The following is a 16,663-nucleotide window of genomic DNA, read 5'->3' as shown; positions in this document are numbered from 1 at the left end:
AATTGAGAAGCTCAAATGACGACGTAGCCATACATCCGTTCGCCCTGAGCCACAGCTCTGGTCGCTAGTTCGGCGAAGGCGGTCAGGAACGGCACTGAGTCCTCCGACGGTTTACTCGTCTCGTCGATCGCCCAGGCCGCCGCAGTGGCGGCGACACCTTCAGCGTTCAATTCCGCTAGGGCATCGCGTAATTCGTCGGTAACCGTGAGCACGAGGGTGTCGCCGTCGTCGCTCATTGCGACGAGTTTCCCGCAGCGTGGACCCTTGGCGACCTCGTTGTAGGGGCGAGCGGTGAGGGCTGCTTCCAGTCGGCCGAGCGCGACAACTGGATCGACGCCTTTCGCCTGCAGAACTGGAGTCCCATCCGCAGCCAACTGAATCCGCGGGCGAGAGGCATCGTTCGCCTCGATCACCGCTGGTTCCAAGTCGACGAGTCCCTCGAGGGCGGAGGTGGCGTGCTCATCCGTGCGCGCGGTGAAGTAGTCGGTGATCGCAGACATGGCGCGATCATCCCACACACGATGCATCCCCACGTCCCGGAGTCCTTCCGCGACTTGACTGATCACCGTCAGGCGGAACAGGTGTGTGCTTCCTCGATCGCTTTCGCGAAAGCGCGGAGTCGTGGGCTTTCGAGATCGGTACGCCACACGAGGCCCAAAGCAGATTCGGGTAATCCGTTGATCGGTACGAATGTGATGTCCGAGCGCTGGCTGTATGTAGCGGTTGCCGCGCACAGGATGAGGCCGACCTGACTGAATGCGACCTGCGACAGGCCTTCCTGAACGGTGCTCGCCCCACCCTGCGTGGGAATCGTGGCTCCGCCCGGCGTCGTGCTCGGGGAATTCACACGCTGCCAATAGTCGGGGGCGGGGCCGGTGATGGGTACGAGACAGATCTGCGCCAACTGCTCGGCGTCGATCACGTCCAGTTCACTGAACGGGTGATGGACTGAGACGGCCAGCGTCTGGGGCTGTCGAGAAAAGACGAGCCCGGTTGTCAGTTCGGGCTCATCTACGGGGAGAAGTGCCACTGCCGCATCGATTCGCCCGGCGAGTACATCACTGAACGGATCACCCAGGGGTAATTCTTTGATGGTCACGCAAGTTTGCGGATGTTGTATCTCGAAACGAGAGACAGCAGCCGCGATCGAATCGTAAATTGCTCCTTGGAAACCCACCCGAAGCGGCGTCGGCATGTTGCGTGCTCTTGACTGAGCGTCCTCGATTACTCCGACAAGCGCACGATGCGCGGGAGCCAACGACGCAAGAAACTCGGCACCGAATTCAGTCAGGTGTACGCGGCGACTGGTGCGCGCCACCAGGCTGGTGCCGATACGACGCTCCAACCCGCTGATCAGCTGACTGACTCGGCCCTGGGAGATGAACAGTCGTTCGCCGGTGCGACCGAAGTGCAGTTCTTCAGCGAGAACGAGGAAACACTCGATCTCACGCATCGGAGGCTCCGACATTTTCACTCCGACCCTCGACTCATTCGACCACTCCATCATGGCTCATCGATGAATTGAGCTAATGGTTGGATGAGCGAATCGCCGTTGATACTTGGGCGTGCGGGAGCTTCTCTGGTTACATGCCACATTCCGCGCCCGGGCAGAACAGCCCCGCGCCCACGTCCTCAACCCACGCACACACCATCGAGAACCACTGGGCTGCGGTCGCCCTGATCGCAGCGTCCACCTTCATCGTTGTCGCGGCAGAGATGATGCCGGTCGGGCTACTCACCCCGATCGGTGCTGACCTGGTGGAAAGCGAAGGGACCATCGGGCTCTCACTGGCCATTACCGGATTGGTGGCAGCGGCAACTGCCCCGTTCGTGCCCATCGTGACCCGGCGCTTCGATCGTCGGTCGACGCTTATCGTTCTGATGCTTGTAGTCGCAGCGGCGAACGCCCTCACGGCTCTCGCACCAAGCTTCGCTGTTCTCGCTGGTGCTCGCGTCCTACTCGGTGTGAGCATGGGCGGAGTCTGGGCACTCGCCGCTAGCCTGGCACCCAAATTGGTGGGTTCCAGATCCGTCGGGTTGGCGACCACGATCATCTTCAGCGGAATCGCGGTTGCCTCAGTTCTCGGTGTCCCTGCGGGGACGTATATCGGAGCAGCGGCCGGGTGGAGCGTGGCATTCTGGACTCTCAGCTGCGCCGCGACGCTGATCGCGCTCGCCATGTTCGCTGTCCTACCCGTGATGCCAGCTGATCAAGCCTTGTCGCTCGGCAGTCTCGTGGTGGCTTTTCGGAACCCGGGAGTCCGGGTCGGAATCGCGATTACCGCGCTCATCGTCATCGCTCATTTCGCGGCGTACACCTATGTGCGTCCGGGGCTGGAGTTCTTCGCAGGATTGCACCCTGCGCAGATCGGCACGATGCTCTTGATCTACGGGGTTCTGGGCGTTGTCGGCAACTTCATAGCCGGGCCATCTGCCACCAAGTCTCCGAAGACTGTGGTCGTCATCCTCAGCGCGGGAGTGGCGATCACCCTTGCCCTGTTCCCGATCTCGGCTACTACCTTGATCACAGCTGCTCTGTTCATGGCGGCTTGGGGCCTCTTCTACGGTGGTGTATCGGTGAGTACTCAAACATGGATCGCACAAGCAGCCCCCGTTCACCGAGAGGCCGCTGCGGCTCTGTGGGTTGCAGTCTTCAATGCAAGCATCGCCCTCGGCGCGTTCGCGGGTGGACGCATTCATGACCACTCCGGTTCCGAAACGGTCTTCTGGATAGCCGCGGGAATCGCCACTCTCGCAATGCTGCTCGCCACATTCCGCAATCCCGTCGTGGCAAAGCACGAACTGACAACCTAGCCGCCTACACGAAACCTTCATAGAGGCAGGACAACAGATATGCGCCAGACACCCGTTTCGACATTCATGGATGTGACCGAGATGCTCGAACGCTACCGGGACAAATCGCTGTCTCCGGTGGAAGTGCTCGAGTTCACCATCGAACGTATCGAGGCGCTCAACCCGACCTTGAATGCAGTGGGACACACTTTCTTCGATACTGCACGGGCACAAGCGAAGTCAGCGGAACGCCACTACGCCCGCGGCTCGGATGTCAGCCTTCCGCTCGCCGGTGTTCCCGTTGTGGTGAAAGAGGATGAACCGGTACAAGGCCAACCGTGGACTCAAGGGTCCAAGGTCTATGAGGACTTGATCGCCACCCACACTTCGACTTTCGTGCAGCGGATCGTCGACGCCGGTGCCATCGTCCACGCGCGATCGACGGCCCCGGAATTCTCCTCGGCCGCGTTCACACAGTCCGAGTTGTGGGGCGTCACTCGCAATCCGTGGAACACGAAATACTCCTCCGGCGGGTCTTCCGGTGGATCAGCAGTCGCACTTGCCACCGGTATGACGCACTTGGCTACCGGTTCCGATGTCGCAGGATCGATCCGAACTCCGTCGTCTCTCAACGGAATTGTCGGGTTCAAGCCACCGCACGGCCGTGTCCCCGTCGATCCGCCCTTCAATCTCGATCGCTACTGCCACGGCGGTCCGATGGCTCGCACCGTAAGTGATTGCCTCACACTGCAGTCGGTCATCGCGGGACCGACCTCCACTGACATTGCCTCGCATGTACCGGCATCACCGCTGCCCGGCCTCGATACGCATTCGTTGACAGGAATGCGTATCGCCGTGATCCCCGCGTTGGGTGACTGGCCGGTTGATCCGGACGTCGCCGCCAACACCGCCAAGTTGGTGGACACCCTCACTGCGCTGGGCGCACGCGCGGAGATCATCGAAGTCGACCTGTCACGCGCTGCAATCATGCGTGCGGCCGCCATTCACTACGATCACGTGTTCGGTGCATCGATCTCCGCCGAAGCGTCCGCGCACCCCGACAAGGTCACGGAGTACGCGAAGGAATTCGCGCGATGGGCACGCCGCACCCGTGGTGACGCGACTTTCCTCGACGGACTCGCGATCGAAGCCGAACTGTATTCCTCGATCGGATCCCTGTTCGACACCTATGACGCGTTGATCACTCCGGCAGTGGTGACCGATGGCTTTCTTGCCGGCGACGACTACGTCGGGCACGGAATCAATGTGGCTGGAACAGAATTGGGATTCTATCTCGAGGCCGTACCGGCCATCACCTTCAACATCCTGAGCAACTGCCCGGTGCTGACAATCCCCACCGGTTTCGCTCGGAACGGAATCCCTACCGGTACACAGATAGTTACGCGGCCGTACGACGACCACACGGCCTTTGCCATAGGGCTCGTCCTCGAGGAGGTTCTGCCGTATCCGAATGAGCATCCGAACCCTCGGACGTAGACGGACCTCCGACGGCAGCGGCCCGTCTACGTGCCGACAATGCGTATTGCCGCTGTGCCGACCGCCGTAGCTGCGGTTGCGCAAGAAACCGCGAATGCCGTTGATCGAGAAAGTCTTACGCATCCACTCCGCAATGTTCGGTCCCGTATGAATGCAGCGCACGCCGTCCCGAGCAAGGTGAAGGTGGCCAGGAGAGGGACGATCGCAGATGCCTCCCATCCTTCCTTCGCGGCCTGGTGGATGAACAGAGCGGCGATGGATGTAGATGCCAAAGCAGTTCGCCGCCAGGACAATGCCGTGCGTTCCAGTTGAAGTCCGCGATCGCGAGCTGTGACGCCGTTCATGGCAGAGCCACCGACAGCATCGCGATAACAGCGATCATCCCACTGGCGCAAGCGATTGCTGGCATCAGTGCGGACTTCGGCAGCGGCTTGTCTTGCCGCATAGCGCGTTGCACACGGCGCCAACGGGTATATGCGCCGGTTGCGAGCACTGTCGCCATCGACAGACATGCAATCGAGATTGCGGTCCTGGCCGGTGACGGTGCAATCAGTTGATCGATCGCCACGCCACCTGCCAGAAGGCCGAATGCAGTCCTGATCCACGCAAGAAAAGTTCGCTCGTTCGCCAGAGTGAATCGATAGTCAGGCTCGTTCTCATCAGCTCTGTCCGGATCCACCAACGATCTCCTTCGAGTGAACAGGAGGTCTTTGAAGTCGCGGTATGACCGAGTTGTTGTCTCGTCGATCGAAACTGATCGCCGGCTCACGTGAGTGCGTCGAAGTACGCGAGCATCGCCATCTCTCTCAGCGGCATCGGCAAGGCGTCGAGCACGAGGTGAGTCTTCGTCGACGGCTTCCCGTCCTCGAAGCTCTCCATCACGATGGGCACGATGTCGGCGAAGGTCGTGTCCGCCGGAAGGGCGTGAATCTCGGCGAGGCGCTCCGCCGGAATCAAGGGATCACGAAGGCGCGCTGCGTCCAAGGCCTCTCGCATGACCTCGATGAACTCGGCCATGTAACTACCGTGCTGTTTCGCGATCGTGAAATGGATGCTCGGAGGAACGCCGGGCTGCGTCAACTGCGGCTGCATGGTCCAGTTCCGCTTCGCGAGTTCGTCGATCCAGAGGAAGAAGTCGACGCCCTCGTCCGCGTCTGGATCGGTGGTGATTGCAGCGAGTGTGGATTCGGGCTTCCCCATGATTCGCAGCCCGGGTATCGCGGCGACCCCCGCTTCCAGTTCCCGGCGAATCCGCAGACCCTCCTCGACGAGATGCATGTAGCCGTCGTCACCGATGTGTTTGACGATCGACCATGCTGCGGCGAGCAACCCGCCTGGTTTCGAACTCATCACCGTGGAGTTGACGATCGGGTAGCCAGTCCAATTCGCGTGTGCGAAGAACTGCGGAAGACGCAGTTCGCGAGTGCGATACAGAACGAGCGAGCATCCCTTGTTCGTGTACCCGTACTTCTGCAGGTCGACGGTGATCGAGCTGACGCCGGGAACTCTGAAGTCCCACAGCGGAATTTCGCATCCTTGGCGTTCAGCGAACGGAAGAACCCAACCGCCGATGCAGGCATCGACGTTCAGGCGAATCCCCTGTTCCAGGCAGAACTCACCGATCTCTTCGATCGGATCGATCACGCCCTGGCCGTACTGGGGGGCCGACAGAACCACGAAGATCGTGTTCTCGTCGACGGCCGCTTTGATTGCAGCGGCGTCGGCCTTGTACGTCTCCGGATCCACCGTCGTGGTTCGAGCTTCGACGCCGAGGTAGTGCGCTGCCTTCCACCATGCCGCATGGGCCGAGATCGGAAGCACCATGTTCGGCCGCGTGATGTGCTTCGCCCCGTCTCGGGCAGCCTTCGTGGCCATCATGATGCTTTCGCTGCCACCCATGGTCCAGCTGCCGGTGGCGTCGTTGGGCGCGTGCAGCATGTCGTTCGCGGCGCGGACCAACTCCTTCTCCAACGCATAAACACTCGGAAACGTCGACGAGTAAAGGGGATTCACATGGATGTACATTCCGAAGGCGTCCGTTGCGACCTTCTCGACGGTGTCGAGACCAGTGTTGTACATGTTGACCATGCCCGGGCGATCTGCGTACGGATCATCCATTCGATGCCGTTCGGCTAGCTCCGCCAGTACCTGGTCGATCGGCACACCGTTTTCCAACACGTCTTGACTCCTCTTGTGTGTCAACTTGATTGGTTCGTCGGCGATGTCAGGCCGAACTGATCGAAGTGGATCGTCAGCGCACCGGCGAACAATCGAACCGATACGTGAGAACCTTTCACATATGGTGAACGTGACACTCTGTCATGTCAAGCGGTGAAGGCCGTATATTCTCGTATCCATGACGGAGACTGCACGATGACGCCCGACGCCGTTCCCTCCCGTCGCCTCCCGGAACAGCAGCGCAGCAAGGTGCGCGTCGAGGCCATCTTGGACTGTGCGGCAGAGCTCATCGCGCGCGACGGAATCGACGCCATGACCATGAGTGAACTGGCATCGGCAGCAGACCTTCGGCTCCCGTCGATTTACCGGTACTTTCCGGGAAAGACCGCCATCGTGCAGACGCTGCTCGAGCGATACGAAACTCTGGTGCGTGCCAGGCTCATCGAATCGATTGCTCCCGCCGGGACGGTGCAAGACGCTCGCGAAGTCATCAGTTCCGTGGTCCGCGGTTACTGGCAGATCTTCCGCGACGACACCACGTACGCGGCGGTGTGGTCAGCCGCCGTCGCAAACCCCGATCTCGCTCGGATCGATGTGGAGAACACGCGTCAGACAAGTGCTCTCATCGCTGACGTGATCCGGGGTGTCGTGCCGGAGTCCATGCAGTATGACGTCGATCAGCTTGTCTTCACCTGCAATCACATCGCCGGTTCGACCGTCCGGTTCGCGACCCTCCTCGATCCCGACGAAGCTGAACGCATCGTCGACATGCTGGTCGGTCACATACTGCCGACTGCGCTCGGTTTGTCCGGCACCGCAAAGAGTTGATCGTCCTGCTTTCCAAGGGCTTTCGAAGAGCGCAACATTCAGCTCGAGGGGGAAGGTTCCACACTGCGACGGGCCGGTTCACCGGGGCTGATCGGTACCGCTCCCACGCGGTACCCTCGCTCGTCGAGTAGATGACCGTTGAGCTTCATCGTCCACAGCGAGATCGCGCGATCTGCGATCGAGAGCCCGGGTAGTGCTTCGCACAACCGACCTTCGAGCCGTTGCGCGTCGTCCACGGACCGTGCCCACGCGACAATCAGCAAGTTGTCGCGACCAGTGACCCCCGTGCACCGGCGGACCTCGGGCATAGCCGAGATCGTCAGTGCAGCATGGCCGATCTGAGACGGTGAAACCTGGGCCCAGAGGATGACGGTCACTTGGCTTCCGGAGAGGGGGCGGGCCACTTCGCAGCGGGGTCGTGCCATTCCAGCGGCAAAGAGGCGCCGTGAGCGTCGTCGAATCGTGTCGATGCTGGCGCCACATTCCTCGGCCAACTCGGTGTACGACGCGCGTCCGTCCACCGACAGTGCAACCATGATGCGTCGGTCCATGTCTGTCGGCCGAAATGCGCCGTGGTGATCGACCGTGATGCGCGTTGCGGCCAGAGCATCTGCCTGACTCGAACTCAGCGCACGCAACCTCCACCGACTACCGCCGGTGTAGATCGTCCCGGCGAGCTGGATGCGGCTCGATACGACGCCGGCAATGGCACCCAACTCCTCGGTGACCCACTGCGACAGGACGCTCAAATCCGTCACCATCACCGTGACCAGCAGATCTCGTGCGCCCGTCACGTGTTCGATGCCGGTCACCATCCGCTGCTCACTGAGCGCGTGCGCCACGGCTTGCACGCTGCCGTTGACGCAGTCGATTTCCACGAAGGCAAGGTTTCCCAGACCGGAGGCGGCCAGGATCGGGCCAGGATTGCACCCTATCCACGCTGCACCGCGGTCGACCAGACGGATCCATCGACGCGACAGCGTCACCGGGTCGAGCTCGAGAGCTTTCCCGATCTGCGCCCAACTTGCCCTCGGGTTGATCTGCAAAGCGTGAACCATTGCCTGGTCCGCCGCGTCGAGCATGTCGAATTCCTTCATTGATTCATCACTCATGCGAAATTCCTGCGAATTCTCGATCATTCCTAAGGGAAGCTTCATCATAGCTATCTAGATCGTTACCTACGACACACCGTGCCGGGCTGCAAGAACTGCAGATCGCACCTGCGTCTGTCTCCGGAACTTCGCGAGTCTTCCCCTGCCAATGAAAGGCCAAATTCTGTGAACCTGAAAGATGACGCAGACGAGATGCAGGGCGACCTCGTCGCGCTGCGGCACAAGTTACACCGTGAGCCGGAGATCGGTCTCGAGCTGCCACGAACCCAGGAGCGGGTGCTCGAAGCGCTGCAGGGTCTCCCACTCGAGATCTCCACCGGAACTTCGAGTACCTCGGTTACAGCCGTTCTGCGAGGTGCAGCAAGGGATTCAGGCGATACGACGACGGTGCTGCTGCGAGCCGACATGGACGCGCTTCCGGTCGACGAGCGCACCGGGGTGGATTTCGCCTCCACGAACGGAGCCATGCACGCGTGTGGACACGACTTGCACACAACCGCATTGGTCGGCGCGGCAAGGCTGCTCTCACATCACCGCGATCACTTGGCTGGTGACGTCGTGTTCATGTTCCAACCCGGTGAAGAGGGCTGGGGTGGGGCCAAGAACATGATCGACGAGGGCGTGTTGGATGCATCAGGTAGCCGTGCCGACTACGCGTACGGACTGCACGTCATGGCCAACGGGATCCCGGCCGGACTCTTCGTGAGTAGGCCGGGGCCGATCATGTCGGCGTCGCACACGCTCGACGTGACGGTGCGGGGCGCGGGCGGTCACGGTTCGTCGCCGCACCGCGCGAAGGACCCGATCACGGCTGCGGCGCAGATGATCACGTCGCTGCAGGTCATCGTGACAAGGGATTTCGACGCATTCGATCCGGTTGTCATCACCGTGGGTGTCGTGGATGCGGGCACGGCAAACAACGTGATCCCCGATTCCGCACATTTCGGTGCCACCGTCCGTCACTGGTCGGCTGAGAACGAGGAACAACTCGGCGCAGTGATTCGCCGTGGACTGGAGGGCATTGCCGCCGCGCACGGCGTAGAGGTGGACATCGACTTCCGTGCCCAGTTCCCCTTGACCGTCAACAATGCGGAGGAAGTTGCGTTCAGTGAGGGCGTGATCCGCGAATTGCTCGGCGAGGAGCATTACCTGGAATCACCAAGGCCGACAAGTAGTTCCGAGGACTTCTCCTATGTCTTGGACAGAGTCCCGGGAGCGTTCATCGGGCTCGGAGCTGCAATGCCGGGCTGCGATCCGGTCGCTGCTCCGACAAACCATTCGCCGCGTGCACAGTTCTTCGAGGGTGTGCTCGGGGATGCGGCCGCGGTCTATTCGGCACTGGCCGTCGAAAAGTTGGCCGTCACCGCTGGAGGTACACGATGAGCGATCACCACAAAGAAACCACACCGCCCTCGTCGAGGAAGAAGAACCTCAAGGTTCTGTTCGGAATCGGCACCGGCAACGCGATGGAGTGGTTCGACTGGAACATCTACGCGCTTTTCGCGGTGTTCTTCGCGCCACAGTTCTTTTCCAGCGGAAGCCCGATGTCCGATCTGCTGAAGACTTTTGGAGTCTTCGCTGTCGGGTTCGTCGCTCGTCCTTTCGGCGGAGTGCTCTTCGGATTGATCGCGGATCGCCGTGGCCGACAGTTTTCGATGACGGTGGCAGTCGGGCTCGCCGCAGTGGGGAGTCTGATCATCGGACTGACCCCAACGCACGAGACGATCGGGGCCTGGGCTGCCGTCGTGTTGGTGACGTGTCGAATGATCCAGGGTCTTGCTCATGGCGGAGAGTTGCCTTCGGCCAATACGTATATCTCGGAGATGGCGCCTCGAGAGAAGCGTGGCTTGTGGGCCAGCTTGATCTACTTCTCCGGAACCATCGGCATCATCTGCGGCGCAGTTCTGGCGGCGGTCCTCTCGGGAATCCTCACCGACGCCCAAATGAGCAGTTACGGTTGGCGAATTCCGTTTGTGCTCGGCGGTGTCTTCGGACTGTTCGCGCTGTACTTGCGATCACGGTTGCAGGAAACAGAGATCTTCGAATCATCTGCCAAATCACAGAAGTCGGAATCGCAGCAGGCCAAGCCCTCGCTGTGGTCGCAGATCCGTGAACACCGTCGCCTGCTGGTGCGAGTCGCCGCCATGACGGTTGGATCGACGGTCAACTATTACGTGTGGGCCGTGGCAACTCCGGCGTATGCCATCAGTGTCCACGGCGTGGATCCATCGGGTGCAATGTGGGCGGGAGCCGCCGCCAATGTGGTGTTCATCATCATGCTGCCTGTTTGGGGAACCGTCTCGGATCGCATCGGCCGGCGCCCGGTTCTGATCTTCTCGGGAATCATGATGATCACCTTGCTGTTTCCGCTCACCTCCATCATTCGGGGGCAGGCGTGGCAGTTGTTCGTGGCGATGGCAATTGCCCTGGTATTCATGGCCGGCACCGTGTCCATCGGTCCTGCTGTGTTCTCCGAGATGTTCCCGACTCGCATGCGTGCGGTGGGAATCGGATTGCCGACTTCCCTTGCCGTCGCAATTTTCGGTGGCACGACGCCGTATCTCCAGGCTTTCTTCGCCGACAAGGGAATTCCCGGCGTCTTCAACTGGTACGCCATTGTTCTGATGGCAATCTCGGTCGCCACCGTGATCTTCTTCCTGCCCGAGTCGAAAGGTAAGGACCTCACTGCTGCTGGAGAAGTTTCCGAATCCCTCTCTCCTTCCAGTGTTTAGCTCACAGATACGGAGCAGATCTCCCATCGCCCGAGAGGATTTGGCAGTGCCGGCAGAAGCAGCAGTGACACCGAATTATCAAGGACCGCTGGCAGGTACAGTCGTCGTGGATCTGAGCAGGGCGCTGGCCGGTCCGCATGCGGCCATGATGCTCGGGGATCTTGGAGCGCGCGTCGTCAAGGTCGAAACACCTGACGGTGGAGACGACACGCGTGGGTGGGGTCCACCTTTTGTCGACCCCGCCCAAGGTGAACGTGAATCGACGTACTTCCTGTCGGCAAACCGAAACAAGGAATCAATCGCCTTGGATCTGAAGTCCGAGAACGGTTGTCGAACTCTCACAGCCCTGATCGCACGCGCCGACGTTCTGATCGAGAATTTTCGCACCGGCGTGATGGACCGCCTGGGATTCCCGATGGAAAGGTTAGCGGAGATCAACCCCGGACTGGTCGTGCTGTCGATCAGCGGATTCGGACATGACGGTCCTGAAGGCGGTCGCGCCGGGTACGACCAGATCGCCCAAGGCGAAGCCGGATTGATGTCTCTGACCGGTTCGTCACCCGATGACCCACAACGTGTCGGCGTTCCTATCGCCGATCTCCTTGCGGGAGTGCACGGAGCGTTCGGAATTCTTGCAGCACTTCGAGAGAGGGAGGTGACGGGCAGGGGACAAGTTGTCCGAACCTCCCTGCTGGCGAGTGTTGTCGGGGTGCATGCTTTTCAGGGGACGAGATGGACCGTCGCAGGGGAGATCGGCGAGGCTCAGGGCAATCATCATCCGTCGATCTGTCCGTACGGACTATTTCCGACGGCAGACGGTGCCGTACAGATCGCAGTCGGCAGTGAAGGTCTGTGGAAACGTTTCTGCGCGGGATTCTGGATCGACCCGGATACACACGGTATGGCGACCAACCCGGAACGGGTCGAGAACCGTAAGAAGGTCAACGAATTGGTCGAAGCGGTCTTCGGGGCCTACGGGACCGAAGAACTGTTGACGAAGCTGGAGGCCATCGGCGTTCCGGCAGGAAAAGTCCGAAACCTGCGTGAGGTCTACGAGTGGGAACAGACCCGCTCGCAGGGACTCCTCGTCGACGTCGATCATCGAACGCTCGGGAGGCTGACCATCCCGGGGCCACCGTTGCGGTTCTTCGATCCTGACGGAAGTGAGGTCACCCGAACCGCACATCGACCGCCTCCTGTGCTCGGTGCGGATGGCGAAGAAATCATGAAATGGCTAGGAGAGCAAGGCAATGAATCGTCTGACGGCACACGAGTTGATCGATCTCACGTTTGATCCTGACTCGTGGGAGTCGTGGGATTCGAGTGTCCGTCAGAGCATGGCGCGTGGTGCGTACACAGACGAACTGGCCGCGGCGCGCGAGCGGACCGGACTGGACGAGTCCGTGATGACCGGGTCCGCAACGGTACGTGGACGCCGAGTCGCGGTACTGATTTGTGAGTTCGGATTTCTGGCGGGGTCGATCGGTGTAGCGGCAGGCGGACGCCTCGTCGATGCCATCGAGCGGGCGACGAGAGAAGCACTACCCCTTGTCGCCCTGCCGGTTTCCGGTGGAACACGGATGCAGGAGGGAACGACGGCGTTCCTTCAGATGGTCAGGATCACCGCCGCTGTCACCGCGCACAAGGAAGCCCACCTTCCCTACTTGGTATATCTCCGAAATCCCACCACAGGTGGAGTTTTCGCTTCCTGGGGCTCGCTCGGTCACGTGACGATCGCGGAGCCCGGGGCGCTCATCGGGTTCCTCGGTCCCAGGGTGTACAAAACTTTGTACGGCGTCGCGTTTCCACCTGGGGTCCAGACGGCCGAGAACCTCCACGCGCACGGGCTAGTGGATGCAGTGTGCTCTCCTGACAAGCTCGCGGAGACACTGGACGTGCTATTGCGGGTTTTGACCTCGCGCCCGACACTTGACGAGCGCGGACTGGCGCTTCCGAATGTCAGTGACCCCGCGACACCCGCCTGGGAAACGGTCCTTGCGTCCCGCCGTTCCGGACGGCCGGGCGTCCGCGAGCTACTTGGCCATTCAGCTTCAGACATGGTGCTCCTGAATGGAACCGGGCAAAGCCAACAGAGCCCCGCTCTGATTCTTGCGTTGGTCCGCTTCGGGGACATCTCGTGCGTTCTGCTCGGGCAGGATCGCCGTGCCCAGACCGGACAACAGTCGTTCGGCCCGGCATCACTGCGTCAGGCGCGCCGGGGAATCAACCTTGCTCGAGAGCTTGACCTGCCGCTCGTGACAGTCATCGACACGCCCGGCGCGAATCTGTCGAAAGAAGCTGAGGAAGGCGGACTTTCGAACCAAATTGCGGAGTGCCTGGCAGAACTCCTGGCGCTGAGGACGCCGACGGTATCGCTGCTCCTCGGCCAGGGGGCGGGTGGAGGCGCACTGGCGCTGTTGCCGGCGGACCGCATTCTCGCCGCTCAGCACAGTTGGTTGTCCCCGCTACCGCCGGAAGGTGCAAGCGCGATCATCTACCGCGACATCGTCCATGCGCGGGAGATGGTCTCGGCGCAGAACATTCGATCAACAGATCTACTGGCAGGCGGCATTGTGCATGCGGTGATACCCGAGTACCCCGATGCCGCCGACGAACCTGACCAATTCTGTGAACGCGTCGGCCAGACATTACGTGCCGCGCTGGTCTCCTCTCTGAGAGAGACGTCCGAACAGCGCCTGAGTGGACGGCTGACGCACTTCAGTCGCATCGGGGAATCCCCTGTGGCGGTACCGATGTAAACCGGCCCGCGCTCCAATTCACCGAACTACTGATCAGCACCGACTCGAGGAGCATCACTTGAAGTCTTCACAGCCCACTTTGCCCGTTGGAAACGAGATCGTTCGACTCGACGCATCCGATTTGTCGGCGGCAATTCATGATCGGCAAGTGTCATGCGAGGAGGTGATGAATGCCTATCTCGACCGGATCGAGTCCGTGAACCCTTCGGTCAACGCGATTGTCAGTCTTCGCCCACGACAGGAATTGGTGCAGGAGGCACAAGAGCACGACAAGCTCCTGGCCGATGGCCAGGATATGGGATGGATGCACGGGTTCCCTCATGCGGTCAAGGACACTGCCGATGTGGCGGGATTCAAGACGACTCGCGGGTTCTTTCGGGGTGAGTTCGACATCCCTGCAGCGCAAAGTGATTCGATTCACGTTGCTCGAATACGGGACGCGGGAGCGATCTTCGTCGGCAAGACCAACGTTCCGGAATTCGGTCTGGGCTCACACACCTACAACGAGATCTTCGGTGCAACCGGCAACGCCTACGACCCGAGCCGATCGGCGGGCGGAAGTAGCGGTGGTGCTGCCGTCGCAGTGGCTCTCCACATGGTTCCGGTAGCGGACGGCAGTGATTTCATGGGATCACTTCGAAATCCAGCCGCTTGGAACAACATTCTCGGACTTCGTCCATCCTTCGGCCGCGTACCCGCGAAGGGGCCGGATGTGTTCGTGCAACAGGCGGGGGTTCCCGGACCGATGGCGCGCACCGCTACAGATCTCTCGATGTTGTTGCAAACGATGTCGGGATACGATCCGCGCACTCCGTTGTCCATCGACTCGGACGGAGGCCTGGCGTCGACGTTGGAGCGAGATTTCTCCCGCGCACGGGCAGTGTGGATGGGTGACCTCGGTGGGTATCTCCCCATGGAGTCGGGAGTGCTCGATCTCTGTGAATCGTCACTGCAGATCTTCGAAGCGCTTGGAATCGAGATGGATTCACAACATGGTCTGCCGAAAGCGGGTGGGTTCAACGGAAATGAGGATCTCTGGCCGCTGTGGCTGACGTTCCGGCACTGGCTCGCCGGCTCTCAGCTGTACCCCCTCTACTACAACGCGGTCACGCGGGCGGCGCTCAAGCCCGAAGCTCGATACGAGGTGGAGGGCCTGGTCGATGGAACGGATGGGCGTCCGCCCATCGGGGCGCTGGACGTTTACGAGGCTTCGGTGAAGCGCACCGCGATGTACAACGCGTTCCTGACTCTCTTCGATACGTACGACTTCATCGTGCTACCGAGTGTTCAGGTGTTTCCGTTCGACATCGAAATGGACTGGCCCACATCGATCGACGGCAGGGCCATGTCGTCGTACCACCGGTGGATGGAGGTTGCAACAATCGCAACGCTTCTCGGCGTGCCGGCCATCAGCCTGCCTGCAGGATTCAATTCTGAGGGGCTGCCAATGGGTATACAGGTTCTGGCTCGCAGTCATGCCGATCTGGACCTGTTGCAACTCGCGCACGGCTTAGGCAGCGTTGACACTCGCTCTGGTGAAGGGTTGACCAGAATGTAGTTAGGTGCCATATTAGTTGCATGGCAGTGGACGGAACCGATCACGACTCACCCACGTTGGATCAGGCGCGGCGGCAGTTGGAGCATTACGGCCTCGGGTCCGATCCGCAGGCGGTGCTGGTTGCGGTGCGGCTGATCTCGGCGGGCGCGCGGCTCGGTCGAGCAACCGAGGTTCACTTCGCGAGGTATGGACTGTCGACCGGCCGTTACCGACTGCTTGCGGATCTGGAAGACCATGACGGGGAGAAATCTCCCTCGCGACTGGCCGCTGATCTCGGCGTCTCGCGAGCCACGGTGACCGGGCTGGTCGACGGCCTCGAGCAGGAGGGTTTGGTCGCTCGGCGTCCGTCCGCCGAGGACGGGCGTGGTGCGGTGGTCGTCCTGACTGCTCGCGGCGCTCAGCGTTTACGTGACATGGCGCCCGAACACTTTGCTCGTCTCGAGGAAATGGTCGACGAGCTCACTGTCGACGAGCGTGCGGTTTTTCTGGACCTGCTCTCGCGGGTCGTTCGCGGTATCGGTGCGCTGACTGCGGAGTAGTCGGCTGGGATTCCAAGCCGTCGCGTAGCGATTCGAATCGTCGTCAATTCTCGACAGAGGCTTCTCTCTCCATGCCCAAATAGTTAGCCACCTAATTATAAACGGAAAGTTGGTCTCCTTCATGTCCGGACACACCCCGCCGATCCGTCGCGAAAACAAAAGGGAGATAACCGATTCCAATCGACTCGACCCGGTTGCCGATCGTCGCGCCGCACGATCATTCACCCTGTGGAGAGAGGTGCTGGTCGCCTACCTTGCCCCTGCGCTGATGGCGGGTGCGGGCGGAGTCGCATCCGGCCAATCGGGCCTCACGATGGCGGCATTTACGTCCATTGCGGGCACGTCGGCAGTGGTGGCGTTGCTGATCGGCTCCTGGCTGCAGCGTCGCGGGAGGTCACGGCCGTGGACCACGGCTCTGCCTCGCGTCATGGTGGCGGCAATTCTTGCCGTCGGAGCCGCTGCAATTGCTGGCCTCGTCGGGTGGTTCGCCTCCCGTTGGCTACCAGCTCACACGAGCGTGGTCGACACTGCTCGGCTTGCTCGCCTGCAACTCGATCTACCGATATCTGCCGCTGTGGCTGCCGTCATCGTCAGCTGGCGATGGCGCCGTCAGAATCCCTGACAGACAACATATGTCAACGATCCCCGGCTTCGCGGGGAAGACCGA

16 protein-coding genes are annotated in these 16,663 nt (G+C 61.0%); 10 read left to right on the top strand and 6 right to left on the bottom strand.

The features are described 5' to 3' along the window. Positions 1-11: 11 nt before the first annotated feature. Both AC3WQS_RS22910 and AC3WQS_RS22905 read right to left on the bottom strand, forming a co-directional pair. Positions 12-500 carry a hypothetical protein gene (locus tag AC3WQS_RS22910; protein ID WP_195790995.1) on the bottom strand — a complete coding sequence of 163 codons (489 nt, stop codon included), beginning with the start codon at positions 498-500 and terminating at the stop codon, positions 12-14. 68 nt (positions 501-568) lie between these two features. After that, positions 569-1,468 carry a LysR family transcriptional regulator gene (locus AC3WQS_RS22905; RefSeq protein ID WP_269576642.1) on the bottom strand — a complete coding sequence of 300 codons (900 nt, stop codon included), beginning with the start codon at positions 1,466-1,468 and terminating at the stop codon, positions 569-571. A 119-nt stretch (positions 1,469-1,587) separates the two neighbouring features. Here AC3WQS_RS22905 and AC3WQS_RS22900 point away from each other — a divergent pair, with 119 nt between their 5' ends. Next, entirely contained in the window at positions 1,588-2,814 is a 1,227-nt protein-coding gene (locus tag AC3WQS_RS22900; RefSeq protein WP_269576643.1) for an MFS transporter, read from the top strand. A gap of 39 nt (positions 2,815-2,853) precedes the next feature. Then, positions 2,854-4,290 (top strand): amidase, encoded by a 1,437-nt coding sequence (locus tag AC3WQS_RS22895; RefSeq protein WP_492711911.1) that lies wholly within the window; start codon positions 2,854-2,856, stop codon positions 4,288-4,290. A 26-nt stretch (positions 4,291-4,316) separates the two neighbouring features. On the opposite strand, the gene AC3WQS_RS22890 is transcribed toward AC3WQS_RS22895, so the two are convergent. The 3 genes from AC3WQS_RS22890 to AC3WQS_RS22880 form a co-directional block, all read right to left on the bottom strand. Then, positions 4,317-4,634, bottom strand: a complete 318-nt coding sequence (locus AC3WQS_RS22890) for a DUF202 domain-containing protein (RefSeq protein WP_445387013.1) — start codon at positions 4,632-4,634, stop codon at positions 4,317-4,319. Next, a complete protein-coding gene (locus tag AC3WQS_RS22885; RefSeq protein ID WP_020909690.1) occupies positions 4,631-4,969 on the bottom strand; it encodes a YidH family protein in 339 nt (112 codons plus the stop codon). Before AC3WQS_RS22885 ends, AC3WQS_RS22890 begins: the two co-directional genes overlap by 4 nt. Before the next feature lie 86 nt (positions 4,970-5,055). Next, positions 5,056-6,468, bottom strand: coding sequence for a pyridoxal phosphate-dependent decarboxylase family protein (locus AC3WQS_RS22880; RefSeq protein ID WP_211918929.1), 1,413 nt, complete (start codon positions 6,466-6,468; stop codon positions 5,056-5,058). Positions 6,469-6,663: 195 nt separating this feature from the next. Here AC3WQS_RS22880 and AC3WQS_RS22875 point away from each other — a divergent pair, with 195 nt between their 5' ends. Then, a complete protein-coding gene (locus AC3WQS_RS22875) occupies positions 6,664-7,296 on the top strand; it encodes a TetR/AcrR family transcriptional regulator (RefSeq protein WP_211918930.1) in 633 nt (210 codons plus the stop codon). Between the two features lie 38 nt (positions 7,297-7,334). Here AC3WQS_RS22875 and AC3WQS_RS22870 read toward each other — a convergent pair whose 3' ends face one another. Beyond that, positions 7,335-8,408 carry an Lrp/AsnC family transcriptional regulator gene (locus AC3WQS_RS22870; protein WP_492711910.1) on the bottom strand — a complete coding sequence of 358 codons (1,074 nt, stop codon included), beginning with the start codon at positions 8,406-8,408 and terminating at the stop codon, positions 7,335-7,337. 165 nt (positions 8,409-8,573) lie between these two features. On the opposite strand from AC3WQS_RS22870, the gene AC3WQS_RS22865 reads away from it, so the two are divergent. The 7 genes from AC3WQS_RS22865 (at position 8,574) to AC3WQS_RS22835 (ending at position 16,618) form a co-directional block, all read left to right on the top strand. Continuing rightward, on the top strand, positions 8,574-9,791 hold the full coding sequence (locus AC3WQS_RS22865) for a M20 metallopeptidase family protein (protein WP_029256671.1): 1,218 nt from the start codon (positions 8,574-8,576) through the stop codon (positions 9,789-9,791). After that, positions 9,788-11,140, top strand: coding sequence for an MFS transporter (locus AC3WQS_RS22860; protein ID WP_492711909.1), 1,353 nt, complete (start codon positions 9,788-9,790; stop codon positions 11,138-11,140). The genes AC3WQS_RS22865 and AC3WQS_RS22860 overlap by 4 nt, the downstream gene beginning before the upstream one ends. A gap of 46 nt (positions 11,141-11,186) precedes the next feature. Continuing rightward, positions 11,187-12,434 (top strand): CaiB/BaiF CoA transferase family protein, encoded by a 1,248-nt coding sequence (locus AC3WQS_RS22855; RefSeq protein ID WP_492711907.1) that lies wholly within the window; start codon positions 11,187-11,189, stop codon positions 12,432-12,434. Further along, a complete protein-coding gene (locus AC3WQS_RS22850; RefSeq protein WP_492711905.1) occupies positions 12,391-13,899 on the top strand; it encodes a carboxyl transferase domain-containing protein in 1,509 nt (502 codons plus the stop codon). Before AC3WQS_RS22855 ends, AC3WQS_RS22850 begins: the two co-directional genes overlap by 44 nt. A gap of 58 nt (positions 13,900-13,957) precedes the next feature. Beyond that, the gene (locus AC3WQS_RS22845) at positions 13,958-15,457 is read left to right on the top strand and encodes an amidase (protein ID WP_438472659.1); all 1,500 of its coding nucleotides are present in this window, start codon (positions 13,958-13,960) and stop codon (positions 15,455-15,457) included. 20 nt (positions 15,458-15,477) lie between these two features. Next, a complete protein-coding gene (locus AC3WQS_RS22840) occupies positions 15,478-15,996 on the top strand; it encodes a MarR family winged helix-turn-helix transcriptional regulator (RefSeq protein ID WP_003943230.1) in 519 nt (172 codons plus the stop codon). A 121-nt stretch (positions 15,997-16,117) separates the two neighbouring features. Beyond that, positions 16,118-16,618, top strand: a complete 501-nt coding sequence (locus AC3WQS_RS22835; RefSeq protein WP_269576648.1) for a hypothetical protein — start codon at positions 16,118-16,120, stop codon at positions 16,616-16,618. Positions 16,619-16,663 lie beyond the last annotated feature (45 nt).

It is taken from the genome of Rhodococcus sp. FW305-130, from assembly GCF_058788335.1.
This window is presented reverse-complemented; position numbering and strand designations above follow the sequence as displayed.

Bases quoted from the DNA above. Each gene is read 5' to 3' on its own strand.
- AC3WQS_RS22870 (WP_492711910.1), bottom strand. From the start codon at position 8,408: ATGAGTGATGAATCAATGAAGGAATTCGACATGCTCGACGCGGCGGAC.
- AC3WQS_RS22895 (WP_492711911.1), top strand. From the start codon at position 2,854: ATGCGCCAGACACCCGTTTCGACATTCATGGATGTGACCGAGATGCTC.
- AC3WQS_RS22890 (WP_445387013.1), bottom strand. From the start codon at position 4,634: ATGAACGGCGTCACAGCTCGCGATCGCGGACTTCAACTGGAACGCACG.
- AC3WQS_RS22840 (WP_003943230.1), top strand. From the start codon at position 15,478: ATGGCAGTGGACGGAACCGATCACGACTCACCCACGTTGGATCAGGCG.
- AC3WQS_RS22875 (WP_211918930.1), top strand. From the start codon at position 6,664: ATGACGCCCGACGCCGTTCCCTCCCGTCGCCTCCCGGAACAGCAGCGC.
- AC3WQS_RS22835 (WP_269576648.1), top strand. From the start codon at position 16,118: ATGTCCGGACACACCCCGCCGATCCGTCGCGAAAACAAAAGGGAGATA.
- AC3WQS_RS22850 (WP_492711905.1), top strand. From the start codon at position 12,391: ATGAATCGTCTGACGGCACACGAGTTGATCGATCTCACGTTTGATCCT.
- AC3WQS_RS22900 (WP_269576643.1), top strand. From the start codon at position 1,588: ATGCCACATTCCGCGCCCGGGCAGAACAGCCCCGCGCCCACGTCCTCA.
- AC3WQS_RS22860 (WP_492711909.1), top strand. From the start codon at position 9,788: ATGAGCGATCACCACAAAGAAACCACACCGCCCTCGTCGAGGAAGAAG.
- AC3WQS_RS22905 (WP_269576642.1), bottom strand. From the start codon at position 1,468: ATGTCGGAGCCTCCGATGCGTGAGATCGAGTGTTTCCTCGTTCTCGCT.
- AC3WQS_RS22910 (WP_195790995.1), bottom strand. From the start codon at position 500: ATGTCTGCGATCACCGACTACTTCACCGCGCGCACGGATGAGCACGCC.